This is a genomic window from Sorangium sp. So ce281 (assembly GCF_051527395.1).
GTDB classification, from domain to species: domain Bacteria; phylum Myxococcota_A; class Polyangia; order Polyangiales; family Polyangiaceae; genus Sorangium; species Sorangium cellulosum_B.
Map to the genome: position 1 here is coordinate 11,438,271 of NZ_CP150322.1, position 25,384 is coordinate 11,463,654.

Consider the following 25,384-nt stretch of genomic DNA (forward strand, 5'->3'; position numbering starts at 1 on the left):
TCGCGCCGGGCACCCGACGGCGGTTCGGCGCCGCAGAGCCGTTGCCCAACGATGTCGTGCCGCCGGCGGCCCGCAAATCGCCGTCAGAACACGAACTTGAGGTGCCCGCCCACCGTCGCGAGCACCAGCGAGTACTTCCCGTTGCCGAGGTCGTAATCCGAGCCGGTCACCGTGCGCGGCAAGATGCCCTGCACGCGGACGTCGCCCGAGAGCGACACGCGATCGCTGAGCTTCAAGACGCCTCCGACGTCCCCGATCAGCCGGTGGTTGTCGGGCGAGGCCACGTCGATCGTGCTGTCCGGCGAGGCCGCCGACTGATACCCGACCGACGCCGTCGCGAGAAACGCCTCGCTCAGCTTGTACTTGGCGCCGATCTCCGCCCACACCGTGTCGTTCCACCTGCGCGGCAGCGTCACGGTGACGCGATCGGTGATCCCGAGCTTCGGCTGGGCGAGGTCCGGAGAGGAGGCCTCGACGACGAACGCCTCGATGTCCGAATAGAGCACGTACGAGAGGAGCCCATCGACGCTGAGCTTGTCGTTCACCCGGTAGCCGACGCCGGCGGTGAGCCGCTTGGGGAGCGTGAACGAGAGCTCCACGTCGCCCTCGACCAGCGGCTTGTAACGCAGGCCCTGCTCGGCGAGGTCCTGCGTGAAGAACGGGTGGTCCATGTCGATGGCGAACTTGCCCTTGTACCGCATCGCGGCGCTGTGCTGGTACGTGAGGCCGAAGCGAAGGTCCTTGTTGGGATTGAAGGCGAGCCCGAGGTGGAAGGAGGCGCCGTGCGACAGGGCCTCCTTGATCGAGATGGAGCGCGCAAGGACGTCGAGCTCGCGCAGCTCGGACGGCGTGTTCGGGCCGAAGTCGTTGTCCTGCTTGAGGTAGTCGAGGCCGTCGTGGAACTCCTTGAGGCTCCCGAAGTCCTGCACCTTCGAGAGCTCCGCGAGGCCGCTGACGTAGGACACGCCGGCGCCGAGCGAGACCTGGTCGGTCAGCTTGAGCCCGGCGGCCGCCGTGAGCGACGTCGAGACGATGAACGCCTGCCGGAGCTGCCAGCGCTGCGCGCCGTCCTGGAAGCTGAGCGCCGCGGCATAAGGCACATACAGGCCGACGCCCACGGTCAGGCGGTTCGGCAGGACCGGGATCGCCAGGAAGGCGTTGCCCGTCGGCGCGATCGGCGTCGTCGACACCTCCTCGGCGCGGCCGCGCTTGCTGGCGTCGACGTTCGCCGGATCGAGCGGGAGCTTGAACTGGAGCGTGTCCGGCGTCTGGTACGTGCCGCGCCGCTCGCGCTGGTAGGTCGCGTGGCCGACGATGAGGCCCGCGCCCAGGACGAGCTCCGGCCGCTGGACCCCCGCGAGCTCGGCCGGGTTCCAGTAGACGGCCGCGGCGTCCGAGGTCGTGGGGCCCGAGAGGCCGCTCGTCACCCAGGGCGCGTCGATGCCCGAGGCGCGCGCGTCTTGCGCCGTCAGGCAGACGAGGCCTGTCGCGAGCGAGAGCGCGGCGAGCTCACGTCGTGTTCGTTGACGCGCACGGGCGCGGGGCCGCGGGGGCGGCAGAGCTCCTTGCATGAGACGGGTCCTCACGGTGGGGGGGCCGATCACTGGATCCGGGTGAGGGTGAGCGAGAGGCGATGGGGGCTCGGCTTGTCGCCGATCCTGATCTCGTAGCGGTGCCCCTCGTCGTCCGCGAAGTACAGCGTATCTCCCGCCTTGACCTCCACCTTCTCGTGGAGCGCGTCGCCGTCGATCTCCTCGGTCGTCGACACCTTCTTCTCGAGCGCGGGGTCGGAGAAGAAGCCAGGGCTCTCGTACGCATAGTCGCGCACGCGCACGCCGTCGGCGTCCTTGCGGATGTCGTCGGGCGCGACGAAGTAGAGGTAATCCCGCCGGCCGGCGACGCCGCTCTCGGTGCTCGGCTGGTAGAGGTAGAAGTCCGCGTCGCCGGCAGCATTGTTGTTGAGCTCGAGCGCCATGTCCTTGAGGACCGCTGGATCGCTCGCGAGGTTCTCCTTGATGCTCGCGACGAGATCCTCGGTCTTCACGCCGACCGGCACGTCGCGCAGCGTCACCTCGAGGTCGGCCTCCCCCTCGGCGAGGCCGCCGTCGTGGAGCCGCGCCTGGGCCACGTCGAGGAGGATGTCCCAGAAGTAGGACGGCGCCGGAGGCGGGTCTTCCAGGACGACGCTCTCGTCGACGCTGATCTCGGTCCATCCGCTCTCGTCGATGCAGACCTTCACGGCCTCGAAGTCGCTCGTCGAGGTGCCCGCAGGCGCGTAGCTGGAGCAGTGATCCTCGATCTGCGCTGCCCTGAGCTCACCCGCGCGGGCGAGGATGTGCTCGAACTCCCAGAGCGGCTGTTCCCACACGGGCGAGTCGCCGCGCGGCGCGGGCTCCCGGCTCGTGCCGCCCGGCAGGAGCATCGCGTTCTCGGGGATGGCCAGGGTCAGCTCGCCGATGCTCAGGTTCCTGGCGAGGTTGTCCAGAACGAGCCAGTCCTCCTGGCTGAAATCGAACAGGGTGTCTATCTGGCCGGGCGTGCTGTTGACGCTCGCGACATCGGCCATCGTGGCGTCGACCCCCTTGTACGGCAGCGCGTTGACGTCGACGCGGACCGTCATCGTGAAGTCGTCGAGGGCCGCCTTCACCCCCGACGCGGCCTTGATGAAGCCGGGGTGCTTTGCGCCGTCCGGGGCGTCCGGATCGAGCGGTGTCGGGCCGAACTGTGCGGCGAGGCCGGCGAAATCGGTGACGACGTCGTACAGCGTGACGGGGATGGAGTGCGGCGCGACGGGGTAGACGCCGTCCGGGTGCTCGTCGTTCGTCGGCCCTCTCCGGTGCTGGGCGTTCGGGTGGGTGCTGACGAGGTTCTCCAGGACGGCCTGCGAGGTGATCTGGACGGGGATGAGCCGCTCGTTGCCGGCCGCGCCCGTGAGGTCCGAGAGGATCTTCGACGTCGAGAGCCCCACGGCGTTGCCGACCCCGAGCAGGCCCTCGAGGCTCGTGCCGCGGAGGTCGGCGTTCTCCGGCGTCATGTTCAGGAGCCCGACGAGGTTCTGTGACGCGGGCGGGAGCGCCGCGATCTCCGCGGGGGGCATGTACATGACCTTGAGCAGCGCGTTCTCGATGAGCGTCGAGATGTCGAGATCGAGCAGCCATATCCCCTCGAGGGTGGGCCGCGGGATGGCCTTGAGCTCGTCGAGCGTGAGCGTCTTGGCGAAGCCCCTCGCGTCGAACCGCAGGAACTCGAGCGTGACGGTGCGGCTCTCGCGCACGCCGAGCGCCGGCGGGGGCGGCGCCTGCTCCACCGTGACGGCCTCGACGCAGCCGGGCAGCGCAGTGGAGAGCGCGGCGGCGAGCAGGGGGCCGAGCCGGGAGAGCCGGCGGGCGGCGGGTGCGGCGGGGCGGGTGCGGTCTCGCGCTTCCATGATCAGAGCTTCTCCACGTCGGCGGTGATCTCCACCGGATCGTCGCTCTCGGGCACGTAGAAGCGGACCTCGTAGACGGCGCCCTCGTCGTCCTGCATGTACAGCGTGGTCTCGCCCGGCGGCAGCCGATATTTCTCGTGCGTCGTGTCGTCGACGCCGTCGAGATCCTTCGTCGAGACCTTGCTCGCCTCGCTGAGATCCGGGCTCGTGAAGAAGCCGGGACTTTCGTAGGTGTAGGCGCGAGGGGCCTCCGAGCTTTGATCCGAAGGCCGGAGGTCGTCCTCGGCGACGAAGAACAAGGTGGGCGCGCCGTCGGGCGCGCCGCGGCCGTAGAAGAAGTCGAGCGCGTCGTTGTTGACCCAGTAACGGCCCAGGATGATCTCGGCGATCTCGCTGGCTTGGCTCTGCAGGGTCGGGCGGAGGTCGGCCACGATCTCGTCGGCGGTCAGGCCGATGCCGACGTTGTGGAGCGCGAAGACCGGCTGGGCGGCGCCTTCCGGGATCTCGGGGCTGCCGTCGCCGGTGGGGTCGTGGATGGCGACCTGGCCGACCTCGGTGAGCAGCTCCCAGAAGAACTGCGACGGCGGTATCGGGGGCGGTTGGTCGGAAACCAGGTCGGTGAAGGCCGTCCAGCCGCGCGGGTCGCCGTTCTGGCCGATGGTCACGCCCACCCGGCACGTCCCGCTCAGGCGGAAGTAGCACCCTGTGAAGGGCACGCGCTCGCTATACGTGAGATAAGCCGCCTTGCCCACGATGTGCTCCATCATGAATGGAGGGGTGGACCATACCGTGTTGGAGCCGACCGGCATGTCTGGACGGTTCTCCTTGCACGCGGGCGCGTCGGCCTCGATGCACGCCTTCACCTTGGCGGGCAGCTCGCGCAGCGAGATGCGCATATCGATCGTCGGTGTCGGGGCGATGCCGCTGATCTGGAGCTTCTCCGGGTCGGTGAAGTCGAACCGGAGCGGCGCGTCGCCGTCCCGGAGGAACATGTCGCCGCCGCCCTGCGAGAGATCGACCCCCGAGACCCTGCGCAGGCCGGACTCGGCGACGACGCGCATCTGGAAGTCGGGCAAGAGGACATCGCTCTTCGTCGTGAACGTCTCATCGTCCCGCACGAGCACGCCTGGATGATCCCCGCTGGGTCCGAGCTTCTCGGACAGCGGCTGGAGATCGACCAGGGCCTCGTAGAGGCTGACAGGCATCCTCAAGCCATCTGGACTGGCGATGGCCGGGTGCGTGCCGAGCAGCTGCTGCTGGAGGGCGAGGATGAGCTTGGGTATCGGCACGAAGGGGGCCGTCCGGTTGCTGCGCACGGCCGTCGGATCCGGCTGGACCCCAAGATCGAGGGTGATGCTGTCGGCGAGGACGTCGGCGAAGTCGAACGCGAAGGTCCCCGGATTCTCTTCGAAGATCGCCTGCAGCCCCTCGAGCGACGTCCCCTTCACATTGGCGTTGGCGGGCGTCATGCTGAGCAGCCGGACGAGCGCGAACTCCGGGGAGTTCTGCCACTCGATCCCGAAGCTCTGGCCGAGCTCGGTGAGCGAGCAGTCATGGCCCGGGTCCGGGCTGTCGTTCTGCCACGAGGTCCCACACGCGTTCTGGATCTGCTCGAGCGCGTTCCGGAGCAGCCCGGTCGTGTCCACGTCAAGGATCGTGATCTGCTTGGCGCCGTCCTCGCCGAAGACCTGGAGCGCCTTCTGCTTGTCGAGCTCCAGCACGACCGAGGGGACCTCGGCGTCGTCGATGCGCAGGCGGAACCGGTTCGGCTCCTCGATGAGCACGCCGCCGCCCCCGCCGCCCCCGCCGCCCTCGCCGCCGCTTCCCCCGCCGCCCGCGGCCCCGCTGCCGCCGCCGCCTCCGTCGTCGCCGCACGCGGCCAGCGCGGCGAGCAGCACGAGGGAGATGCCGCGGAGCGCGGCGCCGCGCCGGGAGGAGAGGGCGAGGGAGAAGTGCGTCATGCGAGGGTTCCTCGTCGAGGGATCTCTCGGGATCCGCAGGAAGAGACGCCCGATGCTACCGAACTTCGACGCCACGGCGCGACAAAGAGTTCGTGCCGTGACGGCGCGGCGAGCTCGATCCGCGACGACGCCAGGAAGGCCAGGACACGTGTCGGTGTCCTTCGGCTGCTTGTCCGCTTGTCGGTCTTCTGTCGCCGAGCTGCCCGGCGCTTGTCTACGCGTCCCTGAGATCGCTCTGGACGTTCTCGGCTGGCATGGACGGCTCGCCCGACGCGTCCGTCTGGGCGCTCGTTGCGGTCGCGGGCGGCTCGTGCGGCGCGGTCGCGGGCGGCTCGGCCGGCGGAGCCGCGGGCGGCTCGTACGGCGGGGCCGCGGGCGGCTCGGCCGGCGTCGCCGGCGGCGGTGGCCGCATGGACGACGACGCTCCCACGAGCTCGCGCGTCCGGTCGAAGAACGCGCGCAGCAGCGCGAGGCTCGGCTTGCGCTTGCCCGCCGCGATCGCGAGCACCTCCTCGCGGATCGCGGCGTTGATCGGCGTCGCGATGCCGAGCGCCGCGCCGCGCTCGACGACCTCGCCGTTCAGGAAGTCGACGGCCGGCGGGCGGCCTCGCTCGATGGCGGCGAGCATCGAGGAGCGCATGCGGCGGAAGCGCGCGCCCACCGCGAGGAGCAGCGCGTGCTTCGCGAAGAGCCCCGGCGAGCCCACGGCGGAGCGCTCGGCGTCCGTGAGCGCGATCCAGTCGAGGTCGAGCGTCCCCGCGACCTTCTCGAGGCGCACGCCGAGCGCGCGCGAGACCTGCACGGTCTCGGTCATGATCTCCAGCGCGAGGCGGCGGACGAAGCGGTGCCTGAGCAGCACGCCGAGGCGATCGCCGCCGACGGTGCCGAGCGACGAGATGGAGCAGTTGATGGCGAGCTTCGACCAGCGCGCGCCGGCGAGGTTGTCCGTCACGGTCGTCGGCCCGATCGCCTCGAGGATGCGCGCGAGCTCGTCGAGGCGCGGGTCGCTCGCCCCGTCGAGCCGGCCGAGGACGAAGCCGCCGCTCGAGGTGCGGTCGTAGACGCCGGGCTCCACCATCGAGGCGCCCCACGCGACGATCCCCCCGAAGGTGCGCTCCGGGCCGGCGATGCGCGCGATGCGCTCCTCGCAGAGGCCGTTCTGGAGACAGATCATCGCGCCCGTCGGGGCGAGGTGCGCGACCGCGTTCCGCGCGGCCTCCTCGACCTGCGGCGGCTGGGTCGCCAGGAGGATGTAGTCGAAGGGTCGGGTACCCGGGCCGAGCTCCCGCACCGCGCTGCCGCCGACCGTGCCAGGGCTCGCCTCGCCGCGCACCCGGAAGCCGCCGGCGTTGATGGCGTCCGCGATGATCGGGTTCGTCGTGAAGGCGGTGACGTCGTGGCCCTGCTCGAACAGGTACGCGGCGACGATGCCGCCGATCCCGCCGCAGCCGACGACGAGCAGCCGGGGGGTGGAGGAAGCGGGGGCCACGGAGGCGCTCGGGGCAAGCTCGGCAGGTGAATCGATGAAGCTCATGAGAGATCCATTACCACCGCTGCGGCGCGGGCTCGACGGGCTCGAGGGGGAGCCGCAGGGGGGACAGGCTGCTCGGACGCGCTGCCGCGGAAGCGGCGGGAGCGACCGTCGGGGGGCTCCGCAGGAGCGCGATGACGGGACGCGTCGAATTGTGCCGCCTCTGCCGGCGCTCGCGCTGGTGATGTCCCGCCGAGCGGCGTACAAACACGCCATGTCGACCGAGCGATCAGCGCCCGGCTTGCGGCTCACGAGGCTGGACGTCCGCAACTTCCGCGGCATCGACGAGATCCGCCTCGATCTGCGCGACGCACAGGGGGCGGCGATCGATCTCGTCGTGCTCGCGGGGGCCAACGGCTCTGGCAAGACGGCGCTGCTGGAGGCGATCCTCCTGCTGCTGCACAGGCCGGAGAAGCTGCCGCGCGATGCGGCGCCCCTCCGGGAGCAGATCCGCTTCGGAGCCGAGGCCCTGGAGCTCCGGGGGGAATTTCGTTTCCAGGAGCGCGACGAGCTCGTGGACTTCCATACCGAGCTGCGCGTTGCGCACGATACACCTGCACGATCGGGAAATTTCCTCAGAGCTCACGGCCTCGAGCCTCAGGAGACCCTCCCGGGTTACGGCTGGAGCAGGGATGCTCGGTTCGACGCGAATGTGGAGTACTTCTCCGCCCGGCGTGAGCCCGAGGCGCTCGGCGAAGTGGTCAATCCGGGCGGCGCGCGCTCCGACGTCGAGGCGCACCGGCTGCGCGAGCTGAAGAGGCGCCTCATCAGCGCCTACTATCGCGATCTTCGCGCCCAGGCGCGGCGCGCGAAGCCTGTCACGGAGGCGCCCGCCAACGGGGGAGCGCGAGCCGCCCAGGACGACGGCCCCTTCGCCCGCCTGCAGCGCCTGTGGGAGCGCTTCAACGGTGCCGGGCAGACGCTCGACGTGATCCCGGTGAGCAATGATCCCGGCTCCGGCGACGAGGTGGTCCTCCGGGACGACCGCCCCGTTCCCGAGGACGTGACCAGCCTCGAGATGGCGCGCCGGCTCGCCCCGGCCCGCCCCGATATCCCGCGCATGGTGCCGCTGGATCGTCTGAGCTCCGGCCAGGTATCCTTGCTCGCGTTCGCTGGTCCGCTTGTCTTCCGGGACGTGCCGACCGACGTTCTGCTGATCGACGAGCCCGAGCAGCACCTGCACGTCCAGTGGCAGCGCCTGCTCATACCCGCCTTGCGGGAGCTCTCCCCGACGACGCAGATCCTCGTCGCGACGCACTCGGAGTCCATTCTGGACTCGGCCTTGAGCTACGAGCGCTTCATCCTCGTCGAGGACGAGGATCCGCGGGCCCATCTGGACGATGACGGGGAAGAAGAGCTGCTCGCGGCGACCCCGCCCTCATGAAGACCACGCTGCGCGAACTGTACCGGGGTCCGCTCACGGTCTGGGTCGAGGATCGCGTCACCCACGCGGTGCTCACCGATGTGTGGGGCGATCCGCAGATCAACGTGCTCGTCGGCGATGGCAAGGCGGGCGTGACGCACATGGTCAAGGCGAGTCCGCACGGGCTGCCGGTCTATGGCGTGGTGGATCGCGACTTCGACGACGACAACGCGGTCAATTGGACATCGCCGGGCTGCCGTGTGCTCCGGCTGCCAGCCCACGAGATCGAGAATCTGCTCCTCGACTTCGATGTCCTGGCATCGCTGTCCGGCAGCGATCCGGCGGCCCGCATCCGGAAGCTCGCACACGACCACGCGCAGAAGATGCGGTTCTGGATGATCTGCTGTCGCGTGCTCTGGGACATGCAACGAGATCTGGGCAAGGGCTTCCCCGAGCGTCCGCCGAATCCCACGGGGCTGCAGAGCCTCGATGAGGTGAAGCGACACCTCGACGAGAGCGCCTACTGGCCCGAGCACGGCGTTGCCTGGCAGCGCTGGCGCCAGGGCAACGCCCGCTCTTCGTCGATTGATGCCGCTTGTGACGAGTTCCAGAAGCACCTCGATGGGGACGAGTGGATCCGTTCGTTCTCGGGCAAGGAGATCTTCCGCTTCCTCCGGTCGAATGTCTCCGGTCTCGATCGCACGCCGGCGCGACCTCCGCAGCCGAAATCATCCGACCGAGACCTGAACCTGGCCAAGGCGGTCGCCCGCAAGATGCGGGAGGCTGGCAGTATCCCGTCTGTGTTCGTCGAGCTCCGGCAGGTGCTGCGGAACAAGGCGGGCCTTACCTGAGGACCTCGCGGGCTCCCGTGCCCCTCGACCGCCGCTGCCGCAGCCTACGGCCCCGCCCGATCCGCGTAACTTGCGACCCCCTCAATCGCCCGGCGCCAGCACCTCGATCGCCTTCGGCTCCAGCGTGACCGTGATCGGCAGCTTCCCGAGCGGCTCGCCGTCCACGTCGAGGGAGAACGCCTGCTCCACGTCGCGGTTCAGGAGCGTGAGCTCGATGCGATCGCACTGGAAGTGGCGCACGTCCGGGTGGCGGATGTGCGAGCCCGTGTACATGCCGGTCGACACGGCCGCGAAGCGGACGTGGGGCGCGCTGCCCAGGTCGATGACGTCGAACACGCCGTCGTCGGGCTTCGCCATCGGCGCGAGCTGCATGCCCGCGCCGAAGAAGCGGCCGTTGCAGATGCCCAGCATGCGCGTCGAGATCTCCTCTTCGCGCCGCTCCCCGCGCAGCGTCGTCACGCAGCGCACCCGGCCGACGCGGCTGCGGACGAGGCCCCGGAGCGAGGCCATCGTGTAGGCGAGCGTGTTGCCGAGCACCCGCGACGACTGGTTGACGAGCGAGACCACGATGCCGCTCATCCCCGTGGAGAGGACGTTGACGAAGAACGCATCGGCCCGCCGGTCGTCGTGCGTCTCGTACGAGAGGCGGCCCACGTCGAGCCGGCGCGTGTGGCCGCTCGCGATCGCCGTGCAAAAGCTGTCGAGCCGGCGGGTGAGCTTCAGCGTCTTGCAGAGATCGCTGCCGGTGCCCGCGCCGATGATCCCGAGCCGCGTGCCGGTGGCGCCCCGGTCCCTCGCCTGCATCAGGCCGTTGACCACCTCGCTGATGCTGCCGTCCCCGCCGACCGCCACGACGGTCTCGCGCCCGCCGAGCGCGGCTTCACGCGCGAGATCGACGGCGTGGCGCGGGCGATCCGTGCGCACGATGTCGACGTCGCCGAGGATGCGGCGGATGGGCGTCAGCATCTCGTCGAAGAGCCTGCCCGTCTTTCCGCCGCTGGACCGGGGGTTCACGATGAGGAGGGGGCGCATGCGGAGACCGATGCTAGATGCCGCTGGGCGCCCAGGGCGAGGTGTTTTTGTCGCGAGCCCCGCGGCGTCGCCTACGCCCTCCCTCGATGGAGCTCCGAGCGACGTGAGCCGGCGGGGTTGGGGCGCGCCCCGTCGCTGCCCGAGCCCTCGCTGCGCGGGGCGCGCGCGGCGCCGGCCGGGAGCGCGGCGCCCTGGGCCTCCTCCTTCTCGGTCTTCTCGGTCTTGGGCAGATCCGCCCCCGTATCGCTGGCGTCCTTGGCGCCCGTGCGCTTCCCCTCGGGCGAGCGGTGCTCGATGATGGCGTTGATCTCGGCCCCGAGGAGCACCGCCAGCGAGGAGATCCACATCCAGAGGAGGAGGATGATGACGCCGCCCAGCGCGCCGTAGCTCACCTCGTAGCTGCCGAACCGGCTGACATAAAAGGAAAAGCCGAGGGACGCGAGGACCCAGATCACGACCGCCACGACCGAGCCCGGGGTGATGAACTTGAACCGCTGCTCGACGTCGGGGAGCAAGTAATAGAGGATCGCCAGGACCACCATCACGATGAGCGCCGACACCGGCATGCGCAGCCAGAGGACGAGCGTCGCGAAGGGGCCGAGGTGCGCGGCGAGCGCTGGCGTGGCGACCGCGATCGCCGACGCGATCGTCAGCAGGACGGCGCCGCCGAGCGTGACCAGGAGGGCGATCCCGCGGCGCTTGAGGTACGACCGCCTGTCCTCGACGCCATAGGCAGAGTTGAGCGCGTCCATCAGCGCGGTGACGCCGCCCGAGGCGGCCCAGATCGCGCCGAGGGCGCCGACCGTCAGGAGCGCCGGGCTCTGGCCCCCGGTGAGCGCCTGAAGGCGCTCGCCCAGGATGTTGGCCACGGCGGGCGGGGCCACCTGGTACAATTCGCCCATCAGCTGCGCGGACTCGGCAGGATCGATGACCAGGCCGGCGAGGGCGACCGCGAAGAGCAGGAACGGGAAGATCGCGAGGACACCGAAGAACGCCAGTGAAGCAGCGACGGTGTCGATCTTGTCCTTGATACATTCCTGCTTGATGTCGTTCAGGAAATCCTTCCAGGGGATCTCTCTTCCGGGCAGGTGCATGATGGACCTTCAGGGGGGCGTGTGGAGCGCTGCGGGGGTCTTCCTGGGGCGGCTCGCGCCGGAGGCGCCGTTACGCTGTCATGAAAAGCAACGCAGGTGCCAGGCCTGCGGCTGCAGATCCCCGGACACGTCGGCGATTTTTCCCGCGCGGGGCCCCGGCCGGGCGCAGAGGCGGCTCGATCCTCGCGCGTGGTGCGAATTGCCCCACCTGGCAGAACGGCCACGGCGCGAGCGCCCGAGGCCACCTGGCCGGGCGCTCGCGCCGTGGCCTCCGGCGCCGGCGGCCTCCCTGCGCCGCGAGCCAGCTAGCTCATCGCCTTGTCGATGAACCCGTGCAGCTCCGGATCCATCCCGTGCTGGGTCCTCACCGAGGGCTCCTGCCGGTACATCGTGTTGAGCGATCGCTCGATCCCGGGGTTCTTCCCCGTGAACGCGTCGATGAGCTCCCGCATGCGCTTCACGATCTGCTGCACCGGCTCGCTCTTCGGGTCGGAGCCCTTCTGCATCTCCGCCCGCATGTCGTCGTAGATCTGCTTCCACGCCGACTCGGCCTCACGCATCTTCTCGGGGCCCATCGCGTCCGCGCGCTGCTTGAGCTCCTCGAGCTGCTCTGGGGTGTAGTATTTCTCGATCATGGTCATCACCTCGATGGTTTGAAGGAGCTGCTCCACAGAGACGTCCTCTCCCGACCGCAGGACGTGGGCCAGGCCCTCGAGCCGCGCGCAGAGCCGCTGCTCCAGGGCGATCTGCTCGCGCAGCCGCGACAGGTGGAGCTCGACGGTCTGGAGCGGAGAGAACCCCGGCTGGTCCAGGCACGCGGCGATTTGCTCCAGGCTGAAGCCGAGCTCGCGCAACGACTTGATCTGCTGGAGCCGGGCGACGTCGCCCGCCGAGTACATCCGGTGCCCCGACGCGGTGCGATGCGACGGGGCGAGCAGGCCGATCTCCTCGTAATAGTGGAGCGTGCGGACGGAGAGGCCGGTCTGCCGGGCGAGATCGCCGACTTTCAACGGTGCTGAACGCATGGCGTTACCCCTGTTTCCAGGGCGGGTGAGCACGTCCATGCCCCGGAGGCTAGGTCCTCACGTAGCGTGAGGATCAAGGGCCCGCCTTCACTTTTTTCGCTCGACCGGGGCGCTGCGCGGAGCGGCTCGGGCGGGACGGACCTCTCCCTCGCCCCGCGCAGGGTCACCGCATGCGGAGCGTGTATCTCTCGACCGACCTGTACTGAGGTGGCCAGTCGATGTCGAAGCCCTGCTCCGCGGCGGCGTGCCGGGTCCAGTACGGGTCGTAGAGGTGCGCCCGCGCGAGCGCGCACAGGTCGGCTCTCCCGGCCGCGATGATGCTGTTCACGTCCGCGTAGCTCTGGATGTTGCCCACCGCGATCGTCGGCACGTTGGCTTCCAGCCGCACGAGCTCTGAGAGCGGCGTCTGGAACAGCCGGCCGTGCTCCGGTTTGCTGGACGGGTCCGTCTGTCCCGCCGAGACGTGGATGATGTCGGCGCCGTGCTCCCGCAGCATCGTCGAGAGCGCGATCAGATCGTCGGTCGTGAGCCCGCCCGGCGCCCAGTCGGTGGCGGAGATGCGCACGCTCATGGGCTTCTCCGCCGGCCACGCGGCCCGCACCGCGTCGAGCACCTCCAGCGGGTAGCGCATCCGGTTGTCGATAGGACCGCCGTACGCGTCGTCGCGCCTGTTCGTGAGCGGCGAGATGAAGCTCGCGAGCAGGTAGCCGTGCGCGCAGTGCAGCTCGATCAGGTCGAACCCGGCCTCGTCCGCCCGCCTCGCCGCCTGCACGAAGTCCGAGGTCACCTGGTCCATGTCCGCGCGATCCATCGCCTTCGGGACCTGGCTCTCCGCGAGGTACGGGATGGCGGAGGCGCTGAGCAGCGGCCAGGCGCCGCGCTCGAGCGGCACATCCATGCCCTCCCAGAGCAGCCTCGTCGCGCCCTTTCGCCCGGCGTGGGCCAGCTGGACGCCGATCCTGGCCCGGGAGCGCGCGTGGACGAAATCGACGACGCGCCGCCACCCCTCGACGTGGCCGGGGCGATAGAGCCCGGCGCAGCCCGGCGTGATGCGCGCCTCGGCGCTGACATCGGTCATCTCCGTGATGACGAGCCCTGCGCCTCCGAGCGCCCGGCTGCCGAGGTGGACGAGGTGCCAGTCGTCGATCTGCCCGTCCTCGGCCGAGTACTGGCACATGGGCGACACAACGACCCGGTTCTCCAGCACGAGCGATCGCAGCCGGAACGGCGTGAACATCGGCGGCGGCGGCGGCCCGTCTCCGGCGATGAGGCGCGCCCCCGCCTGCGCTTCCGCCTTGCGCGCCACGTGCGCGTCGATCTCGCGCACGAACGCCGGGTCGCGCGCCTTCAGGCCCTCGTGCGTCACCCGCAGGCTCCGCGTCAGCAGGCTGAACATGAACTCCACCGGGTCGAGCGCCATGTAGCGCTCGGTGTTCTCGAACCACAGCAGGCTCACCTGCGCGGCCCGCTGGAGCGCGAGCACCTTGGGCTTGCGCTCCGCCTCGTACGCGGCGAGCGCCTCGGGCACGCCCCGGTGCCGCTGGAGGCTGTCGACGAGCGCGATCGCGTCCTCGAGCGCGAGCTTCGTCCCCGAGCCGATCGAGAAGTGCGCCGTGTGCGCGGCGTCCCCGAGCAGCACCACGTTGCCCGCGCTCCAGCGCTCGTTGTGCACCGTGGGGAAGCTCCGCCAGACGCTCCGGTTCTTCAGCAGCCGGTGGCCCTGGAGCTTTTCGGCGAAGAGCTCCTCGAAGTACGCGATCGTCTCGTCCTCGCCGGCGCGATCGAGGCCCGCGCGCCGGAAGGTCTCCTCCCGGCACTCGACGATGAAGGTCGAGCGCTCCGGCTCGTAGCGGTACGCGTGGACCCGGAAGAGGCCGTGGCGGTTCTCCTCGAAGTAGAAGGTGAAGGCGTCGAACGGGAACGTCGTGCCGAGCCACACGAACCGGTTCGGGCGGACGTCGATGCGCGGCCTGAACCGGTCGGCGAAGCGCTCGCGGATCCGGCTGTTCACCCCGTCGGCCGCGACCACGAGATCGCTCCCGGCGAGGGCCTCCTCCGGGGCCGTCACCTCCTCCTCGAAGCGCAGGACGACGCCGAGCTCGCGCGCCCGGTCCCCCAGGATCGCGAGCAGCTTCCGGCGCGAGAGGCCGCTGAAGCCGTGCCCCCTCGACACGAGGACGCGCCCGCCGAAGTGCGCGTGGAGCTCGTCCCAGTGGGCGAGGCTGCTCCGGATCGCGTCGTAGCTCGGGCGATCCGCGTCGGCGAGGCCGTCGAGCGTCGCGTCCGAGAACACGACCCCGAAGCCGAAGGTGTCGTCGGGCCGATTCCGCTCCACCACGACGACCTCGCGCCGGGGGTCTGCCTGCTTCGCCAGGAGGGCGAAATAGAGGCCCGCCGGCCCGCCGCCCACGCATGAAATCCTCAACGCCCTGCTCCTCTGCTCCCGCGTCTGCGCCCGCGCCGGAGCCTACACGAGAACGCCGAGGTACAGCGCCGCTCCGGTGGAAATCAAGGGTGGACAGGATCGAAGAACGGGATTTCCGGGACGCGCAAGAGCTGGTTCGCATCATCGCGCGATCGAGCGCGGCAGTCGCGCCGTCGCTCGGCTCGCGCAGGCGGCCAGCGACGCAGTCGTCAGAGACGACCACCCCACCCGATTTCATGGAGGCTCCGAGAGCGCCGCGAGCATCGGTGTCGAGCCCGCCGGTCAGAGGGCGAGTTCGGCGCGCTGGAGCAGATCGGTCCGCTTCATCTGACAATTCCCCTCATGGATTGGCGTTTGGGGGGCGGAAAATTGAACAGGGAGACGGGAAGGGCGATCGGTGGGATTTGTCTCCCCGTCTCCCCGTCTCCCTGTTCAATTCCTCCGGAAAATTCGAGGGAATGCTTTTGCGCCCTGAATGCGCTCTGCATGACCGCCTCCGGGCGACCGACGAAGGGGTTGGTCGGCGAGCGGAAGTAGGGTAAGCCTGGATCAGAAGAGCGATCGTCGGGAATATAGACCGAACCCCGAGGTGACGCCGGGGCGCACGTACCGCTCTGCTTCAAATATTCTCCTTAGCCATGACGTGGCTCATCGCCGGGACACGCCCCGGCATGGACCAGGTGAATTCCACCCGAACGGCTGGTCACTCCATGAGCAAGACAGCGCCGCCCGACACCCATCAATCGGTACCGTTCCTCCGCCGCTCCATCGCGGCGGGCATGTTCGCGATGGGGCTCGTCGGCCTGACGGCGGCTGCCTGCACAGGGCAGCTCGGCGATGGCAGCTCGGGCAGCTCCATCGACGACGACAGGCCCATCGACCCGACCACCGGGAAGCCGGCCGCGTACGACTGCCGCGAGGCCCGAACGAGCCCCGGCGTGCTGCGCCGTCTGTCCAAGGTCGAGGTCCAGCTGACCCTTCAGGACCTGTTCCAGCTCGACAGGCCGCCCGCCGTGGACAGCATCCCGGAGGACACCGGGCAGGGTGGCTTCCGGACGATCGCCGCCCTCCAGAACGTGTCGGATCAGCACCTGCGCGCCTACCTGGCGATCGCGGAGACGCTCGGGCAGGAGCTCATGGCGGACGACGCGCGCCGGACAGCGGTGCTCGGCTGCGAGCCGGAGGCCGACGATTGCCTCGAGCGCTTCGTGCAGCGCTTCGGCAAGCTGGCGTATCGAAGGCCGCTCTCGGCCGAGGAGACGAGCGATCTGGTCGCGCGGGCGAGCGAGGTCGCGCGGGACAGGGAGGACGCGTTCCGCTTCGTCATCGAGGCGCTGCTGACCTCGCCCAGCTTCCTGTTCAGGATCGAGGTCGGCTCGGCCGGCTCGGAGACGTCGACCTTGACGCCGCTCGAGCTCGCGTCGCGGCTGTCGTTCACGCTGTGGGGCCGGTCCCCGAGCGCAGCGCTGCTCGAGCGGGCGGAGTCCGGCGACCTCGACAGCGACGAGGGCCTCCGCGCCGTCGCGGAGGAGATGGTCGGAGACGAGCGGACGCAGGTCTTCTTCAACGCGTTCTTCAAGCAGTGGCTGACCTTCGAGCAGCTCCGCGCGCCGGTCAACCCGGACGCGTCGTTCACGCCCGCGCTGCTCGAGGACATGATCGCCGAGAGCGAGCTCGTCCTCGGCGAGCACGCGTTCACCCCCGACGTCGACTTCCTCGACGCGCTCACCGCGAACCACACGTATGTCACCCCGGCGCTCGGCAAGTTTTACGGCCTCGAGGTGCCGGGGGGCGGCGTGAGCCGCGTGGAGTTCCCCGCCGGCCACCACCGGGCGAACACGGGGCTGCTCACGCACGCGAGCCTCATCAGCGCCAAGAACGACGGCGATCTCATCGCCGTGCGCGGCCAGTGGCTCCGGGCGGCCTTCCTCTGCGAGAAGATCTCGATCCCCGCGGGGCTCCTCGAGCAGCTGGAGAGCGAGCTCTCCGGCCTGACCTATCTCGAGGTCCTCCGGAAGCGCAATACCCAGCAAGGGTGTGCTGGCTGCCATGCGCTCATTGATCCCATCGGCGTCGGCTTCGCCCAGTACGACAAGCTGGGGAAGTACGATGGGAGCATCGGTATCGACGAGTTCGGGCTGGCGCCGCGCCTGGAGGGCGCCGCCAACGAGTCGTTCGACTCGCTCGCTGCCCTGGCGGCGGAGCTGCGGCGCAGCCCCGATCTGGCCGCCTGCGTCGCGGAGAAGCTGTTCATCTACACCCAGGGGCGCGAGCCGGCGGCCGAGGACCGCTGCGCGATCGACGCCTCCGCGGGGAGCTTCACGCAGGACGGCAACCGGTTCCGCTCCTTCCTGACCGCCATCGTGCGCTCGCCGGAGTTCCGGCTGCGGAGGGCGCCAGAGTGATGTGCTCGCACACGGTTCGACCGACGGAAGAGGAGTGTCGCCAGTGAAGATCTCGAGAAGAGCTCTGCTCCGCGGGGCGGGTGTCGCGGTCGCCCTGCCGTTCCTCGACGTGATGCGGCCCCAGCGCGCCAGCGCCGCGCCGGCGGATCCGAAGCGCTTCGTGGCGTTCTTCGCCCCGAACGGCACGGATCCCGGGGCGTGGCACCCGAAGACGGCGGGGCCGCTCTCGGCGGAGGGGCTGCCTCCGTGCCTCGTCGACATGAACGGCTTCGACGCCGAGCGCGAGTGGCCGGCGGGGGACGCGATCTGGCGCGACGTCACCATGGTGTCCGGCGTCGACCACCAGGTGATCTGCTCCGACATCCACAGCCCGGCCATGGCGCTGTGCGCCCACACCGACGGCGGCGGGACGGCCGTCCCGCGCAAGGCCACGCTCGACCAGTACCTCGCCAACCACATCGCGGCCGAGACCCCGTTCCGCAGCCTCAACCTGTCCCCCACGGGCGACACGGCGGTCACGCAGGGCTTCATCTCGTTCAGGGACGGCGGTCAGGTCGAGGACGCCTTCCGCGATCCGGCGAAGGTGTTCGACACGCTCTTCAGCAACATGGGCAACCCCAGCGAGGAGATGGACGACATCCGGCGGCGCCGCGCCAGCGTCCTCGACTGGGTGCGAGAGGACGCGAGGCGCCTGAACCTGCGCCTCGGCGCGGCGGACCGGGCGCGCGTGGAGCAGCACCTCGAGTCGGTGTTCGAGCTGGAGAAGCAGATCCAGTCCACGACGCAGGCGGGCTGCACCGTCCCCGGCGCGCCCACGAAGGGGCAGAGCTTGCACGGCAAGTTCAAGCAGATGATCGATCTCGGGCTCCTCGCGCTCACCTGCGACCTGACGCGGGTGCTCGTCCTGCAGTACTCGAACAGCTGGGGCCTCGACTTCGCCGGGTACGATCTGCCCGACGGCGTGGGGGACTGGAGCGACCACTTCATCTCGCACAAGCTCGGCGATCGCGACCGCGCGACCGATCTCGACGGGCTGCCGCAGGCGGAGGCGATGCGCATCGCGAACGCCCGCGTCGTCCAGACCTCGCGGTTCAAGGTGCGCCGCTTCGCCTACCTGCTCAACGCCATGAAGGCCGCCCAGACGGCGACGGGCAACCTGCTCGACGAGTCGCTCGTGCTCTACACGTCAGAGAACGGCGACGGGGACTCCCACGGTCGGACCAACATGCCCATCATGCTCGCCGGCCACGTGGGGGGGTTCCAGACAGGCCGCGCCGTCAAGGCCAACAAGCCCCCGACCGGCGCGCTCCATTGCTCCATCATCAACTACTTCGGCGTCGAGCTGTCGGAGTACGGCGACCCGGCGGGCGGGCCCATCGCCGGCCTGTGAGCCTCGCGCGCCGCGAGGCCTGCGCGTGACACCTACCAGCGCTCGACCTCCGATGGGCCCGCCCTCCCGCGGCTGCTGAGCAGCTCGCTCGCCGCGGTCGGGCAGGGGACGTGCATCCAGCCCGGGCAGTGTGGCGCCGTGCGGGCATGAGCGGCACAGCGCTCCGCGCGCGGGCGGCGGAGACGCCGTCCGCTCAGGCCGCGCGCGTCCGCCGGGTGTGAGCGACGTGGATGCCAGAGGAGGGGTGAGGCATGGAATCGCTGGGACGGTATTGGTGGCTGCTGGCCCTGAGGGGCGTGGTCGGGATCCTGTTCGGGATCTTGCTCTTCGTGTGGCCGATCCCATCGCTCGCCACGCTCGTGCTGCTGTTCGGCGTGTGGGCGTTGCTCGACGGCTGCGCCGCGTTCGGGTCCGCGATCAGCGGCCGCGGCGGCGTGTATTCCGTGGTCGAGGGCATCTTCGGCGTCGGGATCGCGGTGCTGACGTTCTGGCGGCCCATGATCACCGCGCTCACGCTCTACGGCGTGATCGCCGCGTGGGCCATCGTGATGGGCATCTTCAAGATCATCAGCGCGGTGAAGCTCCGGCACGTGATCACCGACGAGTTCTGGCTCGGGCTGAGCGGCGCCGCCTTCCTCCTCTTCGGCGTCCTCATGGTGGCGCTCCCGGCGGCCGGCGTGCTGGCGCTCGTCTGGTTCATCGGAGCGTTCGCCATCGCCGAGGGAGCGATGCTCATCGGGCTCTCGCTGCGCCTGCGCCGCGTGCCGGGCGTGGTCGCGCCGCTGCGCATGCCCTGACGCCCGGCGGGGCGCCATGGCACGGAGCGCGCCCGTCAATCGATCTGCAGGTGGTAGTGCGCGGGCGTCGTCTCCGCGATCACCAGGACGCCCCCGACCTCCGCGGTGCTCTCGAGGAACGCGCGCTTTTCCTTGGGCGACATGGTCCTGTTGCGCACGTCGACGGCGCCTTTGCGCAGGTGCGCGGAGACGTAGATCCCCCGGTCGATCTGGTCCTGGATCACGGCCTCCATGGCAGCGACCACCTGCTCCGGCGGCTTGCGGGAGTTCGCCTTGTACGCCTTCTTGATCTCCTGGACCGCCGCCTTGTTGCGGTAGAGCCGGAGGAGGTCCTCGCCGAGCCTGAGCTTCGTGAACATCGCCCTGGCCTGGCGGTTCGCGTCGCGTGTCCCGCTCGTGATCACGAGGTGCTCGCGCGTGCGTCGCGCGTAGCCCTCGTCGATCTGCTCGACCTTGGCGGCGATCTTCGCCGGGAGCGTCACGCCCGGGAGCACCTCGTACGGCGGCGGGGCCCACGGCTCCGTGGGCACGGCCTTCCCGAGCGCCGTCAGGGGCGGCAGCTGCGCGCGCCGCTCCTCTTCCTCCGACGGCAGCTCGTCGCACTCGGGCCGGGTCGCCGGCGCGGCGGCGCGCGGCGCGGCGCTCGCTGTCCCCGCGGCGCGCGGCGCGCTCGGGGCCCGCGGCGCGGCGCTCGCCGGCGCCGCGGGGGCGCTCGCGCCGGGCGGATCGAGGCCCGGCAGGCCGATGCTGGGCAGATCGATCGACTCGATCCGCTCCCTGCACCCGGCCGCGCAAAGCAGCGCCGCGGCGAGGGCGCGCAGGCGGCGCGGCGGCTCCTGGGAGCGTTCCTGTGCGGCTGCTCGGCGTGTCGGAGGCGTCGGCAAAGCCCGTCCAGCGTGCCATGGCGCGCGGCGCGGGCGAAAAAAACGGCGTCGCGCGACGTCGCGACGTCTACCGCCTCGACGCGCGGGGCCCCGCATCGGCTACACAGCTCCCCATGCCCCATGCTCCCCTGACCGGCCGTATCGCCCTCGTGACCGGCGCCGGCACCCGCCTCGGCGCCGCGACGGCCCGCGCGCTCGCGGCTGCCGGCGCCGACCTGGCCGTCCACTACGCCACGAGCGCCGCCGGCGCGGAGCTCGTCGTCGACGAGGCGCGCTCCCTCGGCCGCCGCGCCGCCGCGTTCCAGGCGGATCTCCACGACCGGGGGGCGCTCGCCGCGCTCGCCAGCGCGGTGCTCGGCTGGTCGTCTGGCCGGCTCGACCTCCTGGTCCACAACGCGGCGAACTTCGAACGGGTCCCGCCGGCCGAGCTCTCCGCCGACGCGTGGGATCACGCCATGGCGCTCAACGCGACCGCGCCGTACCTGCTCACGCTCGAGCTCGCCCCGGCGCTCCGCGCCTGCCGCGGCAGCGTCGTCGCGATGGTCTGCGTGAGCGCCGAGCGCCCCTGGAAAAATTACATTCCGTACTCCGTGTCGAAGGCCGCGCTCGCGCACCTGGTCCGCGGCCTCGCCGTGGGGCTGGCGCCGGAGGTGCGCGTGAACGGCGTCGCTCCCGGGACGGTGCTGCCGCCGTCCTCCTACGACGAGGCCACGCTCGCTCGCCTCCGCGAGCGCATCCCGCTCCAGCGCATCGGCGAGGCGGAAGACGTCGCCCGCGCCGTGGTGTTCCTTGCTGAAAACGACTTCATCACAGGCCAGATCCTCGCGGTCGACGGCGGCGCCTCGGTCGCGTGACGCGCCGCCTTGTCGCGCGGGTCGATCCGCCCCAGCGTGAACGGGGGCGCGCTTTGGCTTGAACGACCTCGCCTGATCGACCCATAGTTCGAGCCTCATGAGCCACACGCCCGAGACCAGCGCCGCCCCCCTCCAGGCAGATCCTGCCCACAGCGCGCCCGCCGGCGGTCCGGCCGAGGCACCCGCGGCCGCGGCTCCCGGCGCCGAGGTCAAGCCGGCGAGCCACGACTCGACGCTGCCGGAGGCGCTGATCGCGTTCATGCTGGAGCGCTGGACGCCGGCGTCCGGCGAGCTCCCGCAGGCGATCGCGCACGCGGAGGTGTTCGCTGCCCGCCGCCACGCCCTGTCGAAGCTCTTCCCGGCGGAGACGCTCATCATCCCCACCGGGCACGAGAAGGTGCGCGCCAACGACACGCACTACCGCTTTCGCCCGGGCTCGGACTTCTTCTACCTGACGGGCAACCTCGAGCCTGACTGCGTGCTCGTGCTGCAGCCGCAGGAGGGGGGCGGGCACCGGGACATCCTCTTCGTCGAGCCGAACCCCGGGCGCAGCGACAAGACGTTCTTCACCGATCGCGCCAAGGGCGAGCTCTGGGTCGGCCCCCGCCTCGGCGTCGAGCAGAGCCGCGCGCACTTCGGCGTCGACGAGTGCCGCGGGCTCCCCGAGCTGGACGCGTACCTGAGCGGCCTCGTCGGCACGGTGACGCGCCCCCACCGCGTGCTCCGCGGCATGTCCGAGCGCGTCGACAAGCTCCTCGCCCGGCACGATCGCGACAAGCAGCTCGGCGAGGCGCTCTCGGAGATGCGCCTCCTCAAGGACGCCCTCGAGGTGCAGGAGCTCGAGGCGGTCGTCGCGTCGACGAAGCGGGGCTTCGAGGACATCATCCGCGCGCTCCCCCGCGCGCGGAGCGAGCGAGAGGTCGAGGGCACCTTCAACCTGCGCGCCCGGGTCGAGGGCAACGACGTCGGTTACGGGACCATCGCCGCGTCGGGCCACCACGCGTGCATCCTGCACTGGACGAGGAACGACGGCGCGCTGGAGCCGGGCAAGCTCCTCCTGGTCGACGCCGGCGTCGAGGGCAACGCGCTCTACACGGCGGACATCACCCGGACCCTGCCGATCAACGGGAAGTTCTCCAGGGAGCAGCGCGAGATCTACGAGCTCGTGCTCGAGGCGCAGGAGGCGGCGATCGGCGAGGTGAAGCCGGGCAACGACTTCATGGAGCCGAACCGGGCGGCGATGCGGGTGCTCGCGCGGGGGCTCGAGCGGCTCGGCATCCTCCACGTCTCCGCCGAGGAGGCGCTCAAGGAAGACAGGCAGCTCTACCGGCGGTATTCGCTCCACAACGTCAGCCACATGCTGGGCCTCGACGTGCACGACTGCGCGCAGGCGCGGCAGCAGGTCTACAAGTTCGGCAAGCTCAAGGCGGGCATGGTGCTCACGGTCGAGCCGGGGCTTTATTTCCAGCTCGATGACGAGACCGTCCCGGCCAGGTACCGCGGGATCGGGGTGCGCATCGAGGACGATATCCTCGTCACGGAGACGGGGTATCGGAACCTGTCGAGCGAACTCCCGAGGGCCGCGAGCGACGTGGAAGCGTGGATGGCGGGACTCTGGGCTACGCCGACGTGAACTGAACTGAACGGCGGGCGGGGGACGGTCCAGGCGAGCGAGCTGGAGAGCGCGCCCGGACGCGGGGGCCGCCGGTGGAGGGTGGGGCCGCGCGGGAGGGCGGCGGGGGTCCCCCCACAAACTCGCGCCTTTTGGGGGGCTGTTGCCACACGGGAGGGTGGGGTGGGGTCGGGGGCGACTCGCTCCGATGCGGGCCGGCGCTCGGGTTTGTGGGGCCCACCCCCGCCGCCCTCCCGCGCGGCCCCACCCTCCACCGGCGGCTCTGCCGTGGGGAGCGGTGGTCGGGAGCTCGGGCAGGCGAGCTCGGGCTTGAAGGGGATGGGGCGGTGTTCCAGGAAGTCTGGGGTTGCGGTTGGCGGTTGATGCCGCGGGCGCGAGGGGGGCTGGCGCACGGACGCAACGGCGGGCGCGAGGATGCTGGAGCGATGGCTGCTCGCGGGCGGCGGCGCTACCCTGCCGATGAGGAGACCCGCATGCACACGTCTCGCCTTCTGCGTTGGCCTGGGATCGCAAATCTCCGAACCGGACGCGCGCTCGCGACGTCGCTGCTCGCCGCGGCAGCGGTGGTCGCAGCGGCGGGCGCGGCCAGGGCCGAGGATGGGACGGACGGCCAAGGCGCCAGGGCCGTCCTCGCGGCGCGCTCGCCGGGGATGCTCGAACCTCGCCTCCCTGCGTACGTCAACCCTGCGCTGCCCGTCGATGTCGGCCCGTCGCTGCGCGGCCCGGACCTGCTGAATGAACCGGTCGCGACCGCGGGCGAGCCGCTGCACGGCATGGCCTCCGAGCTCGACGAGACCAGCTGGGACGAGCCCGGGCAGATCGTCGTCGATGCGCGCGACGACCTCGACGACGCCTCGCTCGCGGACCTCGTGCGCGACTTCTCGCTGCGCGTCGTCAAGCCGACGTCGCTCTTCTCGGAGACCCGGATCCAGATCGCCACGGTGGACGGTCCCGTCCGCGCGACGCTGGAGCGGCTCGCGCGCGATCCGCGCGTGGAGGCGGCGGAGCCGCTCGCGTGGGTGCGCGCCTCGTTCGTCGCGAACGACCCGCTGATGAAGGACCAGTGGCACATGGCGCGCGTGGGCGCCGAGCGCGCGTGGGACTTCGCCTCCGGCCGCGGCGTCACCGTCGCCGTGGTCGATACGGGCATCGCGTGCGAGGACCACGGGCCCTTCACCAAGGGGACCGACCTGGCCTCGACCGAGTGCGTGGAGGGATGGAACTTCGTCACCAAGACGACCCACGCGAACGACGACCAGGGGCACGGCACGCACGTCGCCGGGACGATCGCGCAATCGACCAACAACGGCCTCGGCGCCGTGGGGCTCGCGTTCCACGCGCGGCTCATGCCGGTCAAGGTGCTGAACGAGAGCGGCTGGGGCACGACCGCCGACGTGGCCGACGGCATCCGGTGGGCGGCCGAGCACGGCGCCCAGGTCATCAACCTGAGCCTCGGCGGCCCGCGCAACTCCAAGGTGCTCCAGAGCGCGATCGACGACGCGGTCGCGCGTGGCGCGGTCGTCGTCGCGGCGGCCGGCAACACCGGCGGGCGCGTGCAGTTCCCCGGCGCCTCCGATGGCGTCATCGGCGTGAGCGCCACCGACGTGAACGACAAGATCGCGCGGTTCTCCTCGCGCGGCCAGGGCGTCGACGTCGCCGCGCCCGGGGTGAACGTCACCCAGCAGACCATCTGCAACCGCGGGCGCGACAAGTGCCAGAATTTCTACGCGTACAGCGGCACGTCGATGGCCGCGCCCCACGTGGCCGGCGCGGCGGCGCTGCTCGTGAGCCTCGGCGTGACGGACCCGCGCGCGGTCGAGGACGCGCTCCGCGCAGGCGCGCGCGTCGTCGACGACTCCGACGGCGGCAAGCTCCTCTACGGGGCCGGCATCCTCGACGCCGCGAGCTCGGTCGTGCGCGTGACGCAGAACCACATCGTCGTGCGGCTGCTCGCGCTGCTGGTGCTCGCGACGTGGGTCGCGCGCCGCGCCCGCAAGAAGGACGCGACCGCCACGAGCCCGTGGCGGGCGAGCTTCCTCCTCCCGGCGCTCGCGGCGGGGCCGGGGCTGTTCTTCTTCGCCCCGTGGCTCCTGCCGCGCGTGGAGCTCGCCGTCGACGTGCTGGCCCGGCCGATCGCCGACCTCGACCTGCTGATCGGCGCGTCGGTCCACCGCTGGCTGCCGCTCGCCAACGCGCTCGTGCCGCTCGGCCTCACGGCGCTCTTCTTCGGCGTGAAGAGGCTCCGGCCGGCGATCGCGGGCTTCGCCGTCGGCACGGCGGCCTACCTCACGTCGGTCGTCCTGCTCGGCGAGGCCGCCGGTCCCTTCGGCAGGGTGGCCCTCGTCGTGTGGTGCGCGGTCAACGCCGCGGCCTGCCTCTGGATCGCCCGGACGAACCTGTCCACGCGCTGAGCCGGCGCCTGCCGCGCTCGCTCCATGGCCGGGCGGTGCGCCCGGCCGTCATGACCACCCTGCAAAAACGAGCTAGGATGCCGGCGATGCGGTCCGGCACCTGGCTCCTACCTTTCATGCTGCTCCTCGGGGCGTGCGGCGGCTCCTCCAGCGAGACGCCGTGGCCCGCGGAGCCACGGGGCCCCGCGCTCGGTCCCACGGACGAGGCGTCGTCGGACGGGCCGGCCGAACCGGGCGCGGCCCCTCAAGGCGCGGGCGAGGGCCCGGCGAGCGAGGCCGACGCCGGCCGGTGAACCGGCGG

Annotated in this window: 18 protein-coding genes; 9 read left to right on the forward strand and 9 right to left on the reverse strand. The window is 70.8% G+C overall.

The features are described from left to right. Positions 1-83: 83 nt before the first annotated feature. The 4 genes from WMF27_RS43870 to WMF27_RS43885 all read right to left on the reverse strand — a co-directional run bounded on the left by WMF27_RS43870 (position 84) and on the right by WMF27_RS43885 (position 6,922). Entirely contained in the window at positions 84-1,571 is a 1,488-nt protein-coding gene (locus WMF27_RS43870) for an OmpP1/FadL family transporter (protein ID WP_437762917.1), read from the reverse strand. A 29-nt stretch (positions 1,572-1,600) separates the two neighbouring features. Continuing rightward, positions 1,601-3,427, reverse strand: coding sequence for an acetyltransferase (locus WMF27_RS43875; RefSeq protein ID WP_437762916.1), 1,827 nt, complete (start codon positions 3,425-3,427; stop codon positions 1,601-1,603). Positions 3,428-3,429: 2 nt separating this feature from the next. Continuing rightward, on the reverse strand, positions 3,430-5,388 hold the full coding sequence (locus WMF27_RS43880) for a hypothetical protein (protein ID WP_437762915.1): 1,959 nt from the start codon (positions 5,386-5,388) through the stop codon (positions 3,430-3,432). 214 nt (positions 5,389-5,602) lie between these two features. Then, complete coding sequence (locus WMF27_RS43885; RefSeq protein WP_437762914.1) at positions 5,603-6,922, reverse strand: ketopantoate reductase family protein; 1,320 nt, start codon at positions 6,920-6,922, stop codon at positions 5,603-5,605. Here WMF27_RS43885 and WMF27_RS43890 point away from each other — a divergent pair. Continuing rightward, entirely contained in the window at positions 6,912-8,303 is a 1,392-nt protein-coding gene (locus tag WMF27_RS43890) for an AAA family ATPase (RefSeq protein ID WP_437762913.1), read from the forward strand. The genes WMF27_RS43885 and WMF27_RS43890 overlap by 11 nt on opposite strands. Beyond that, a complete protein-coding gene (locus tag WMF27_RS43895) occupies positions 8,300-9,133 on the forward strand; it encodes a hypothetical protein (protein ID WP_437762912.1) in 834 nt (277 codons plus the stop codon). Before WMF27_RS43890 ends, WMF27_RS43895 begins: the two co-directional genes overlap by 4 nt. A gap of 81 nt (positions 9,134-9,214) precedes the next feature. On the opposite strand, the gene WMF27_RS43900 is transcribed toward WMF27_RS43895, so the two are convergent. The 4 genes from WMF27_RS43900 to WMF27_RS43915 all read right to left on the reverse strand — a co-directional run bounded on the left by WMF27_RS43900 (position 9,215) and on the right by WMF27_RS43915 (position 14,709). Beyond that, the gene (locus WMF27_RS43900) at positions 9,215-10,165 is read right to left on the reverse strand and encodes a diacylglycerol/lipid kinase family protein (RefSeq protein ID WP_437762911.1); all 951 of its coding nucleotides are present in this window, start codon (positions 10,163-10,165) and stop codon (positions 9,215-9,217) included. Between the two features lie 71 nt (positions 10,166-10,236). Then, positions 10,237-11,259 carry a YihY/virulence factor BrkB family protein gene (locus WMF27_RS43905; RefSeq protein WP_437762910.1) on the reverse strand — a complete coding sequence of 341 codons (1,023 nt, stop codon included), beginning with the start codon at positions 11,257-11,259 and terminating at the stop codon, positions 10,237-10,239. A gap of 305 nt (positions 11,260-11,564) precedes the next feature. After that, entirely contained in the window at positions 11,565-12,284 is a 720-nt protein-coding gene (locus WMF27_RS43910; RefSeq protein WP_437762909.1) for a MerR family transcriptional regulator, read from the reverse strand. Between the two features lie 163 nt (positions 12,285-12,447). Beyond that, positions 12,448-14,709 (reverse strand): bifunctional salicylyl-CoA 5-hydroxylase/oxidoreductase, encoded by a 2,262-nt coding sequence (locus WMF27_RS43915; protein WP_437762908.1) that lies wholly within the window; start codon positions 14,707-14,709, stop codon positions 12,448-12,450. Positions 14,710-15,419: 710 nt separating this feature from the next. On the opposite strand from WMF27_RS43915, the gene WMF27_RS43920 reads away from it, so the two are divergent. The 3 genes from WMF27_RS43920 to WMF27_RS43930 all read left to right on the forward strand — a co-directional run bounded on the left by WMF27_RS43920 (position 15,420) and on the right by WMF27_RS43930 (position 19,301). Then, positions 15,420-17,114 (forward strand): DUF1592 domain-containing protein, encoded by a 1,695-nt coding sequence (locus WMF27_RS43920; RefSeq protein WP_437762907.1) that lies wholly within the window; start codon positions 15,420-15,422, stop codon positions 17,112-17,114. 43 nt (positions 17,115-17,157) lie between these two features. Further along, a complete protein-coding gene (locus tag WMF27_RS43925) occupies positions 17,158-18,504 on the forward strand; it encodes a DUF1552 domain-containing protein (protein ID WP_437762906.1) in 1,347 nt (448 codons plus the stop codon). Positions 18,505-18,755: 251 nt separating this feature from the next. Further along, positions 18,756-19,301 (forward strand): HdeD family acid-resistance protein, encoded by a 546-nt coding sequence (locus tag WMF27_RS43930; RefSeq protein ID WP_437762905.1) that lies wholly within the window; start codon positions 18,756-18,758, stop codon positions 19,299-19,301. A 35-nt stretch (positions 19,302-19,336) separates the two neighbouring features. Here the strand turns inward: WMF27_RS43930 and WMF27_RS43935 are convergent, their stop codons facing one another. Continuing rightward, entirely contained in the window at positions 19,337-20,185 is an 849-nt protein-coding gene (locus WMF27_RS43935) for a hypothetical protein (RefSeq protein ID WP_437762904.1), read from the reverse strand. 113 nt (positions 20,186-20,298) lie between these two features. Here WMF27_RS43935 and WMF27_RS43940 point away from each other — a divergent pair, with 113 nt between their 5' ends. The 4 genes from WMF27_RS43940 (at position 20,299) to WMF27_RS43955 (ending at position 25,376) form a co-directional block, all read left to right on the forward strand. Then, on the forward strand, positions 20,299-21,039 hold the full coding sequence (locus WMF27_RS43940; RefSeq protein ID WP_437762903.1) for an SDR family oxidoreductase: 741 nt from the start codon (positions 20,299-20,301) through the stop codon (positions 21,037-21,039). A 97-nt stretch (positions 21,040-21,136) separates the two neighbouring features. Beyond that, a complete protein-coding gene (locus tag WMF27_RS43945) occupies positions 21,137-22,672 on the forward strand; it encodes an aminopeptidase P family protein (RefSeq protein WP_437762902.1) in 1,536 nt (511 codons plus the stop codon). Between the two features lie 473 nt (positions 22,673-23,145). Next, positions 23,146-25,083: a S8 family serine peptidase gene (locus WMF27_RS43950; RefSeq protein ID WP_437762901.1), complete on the forward strand. Its 1,938-nt coding sequence runs from the start codon at positions 23,146-23,148 to the stop codon at positions 25,081-25,083. A gap of 86 nt (positions 25,084-25,169) precedes the next feature. Beyond that, a complete protein-coding gene (locus WMF27_RS43955) occupies positions 25,170-25,376 on the forward strand; it encodes a hypothetical protein (protein WP_437943570.1) in 207 nt (68 codons plus the stop codon). Positions 25,377-25,384 lie beyond the last annotated feature (8 nt).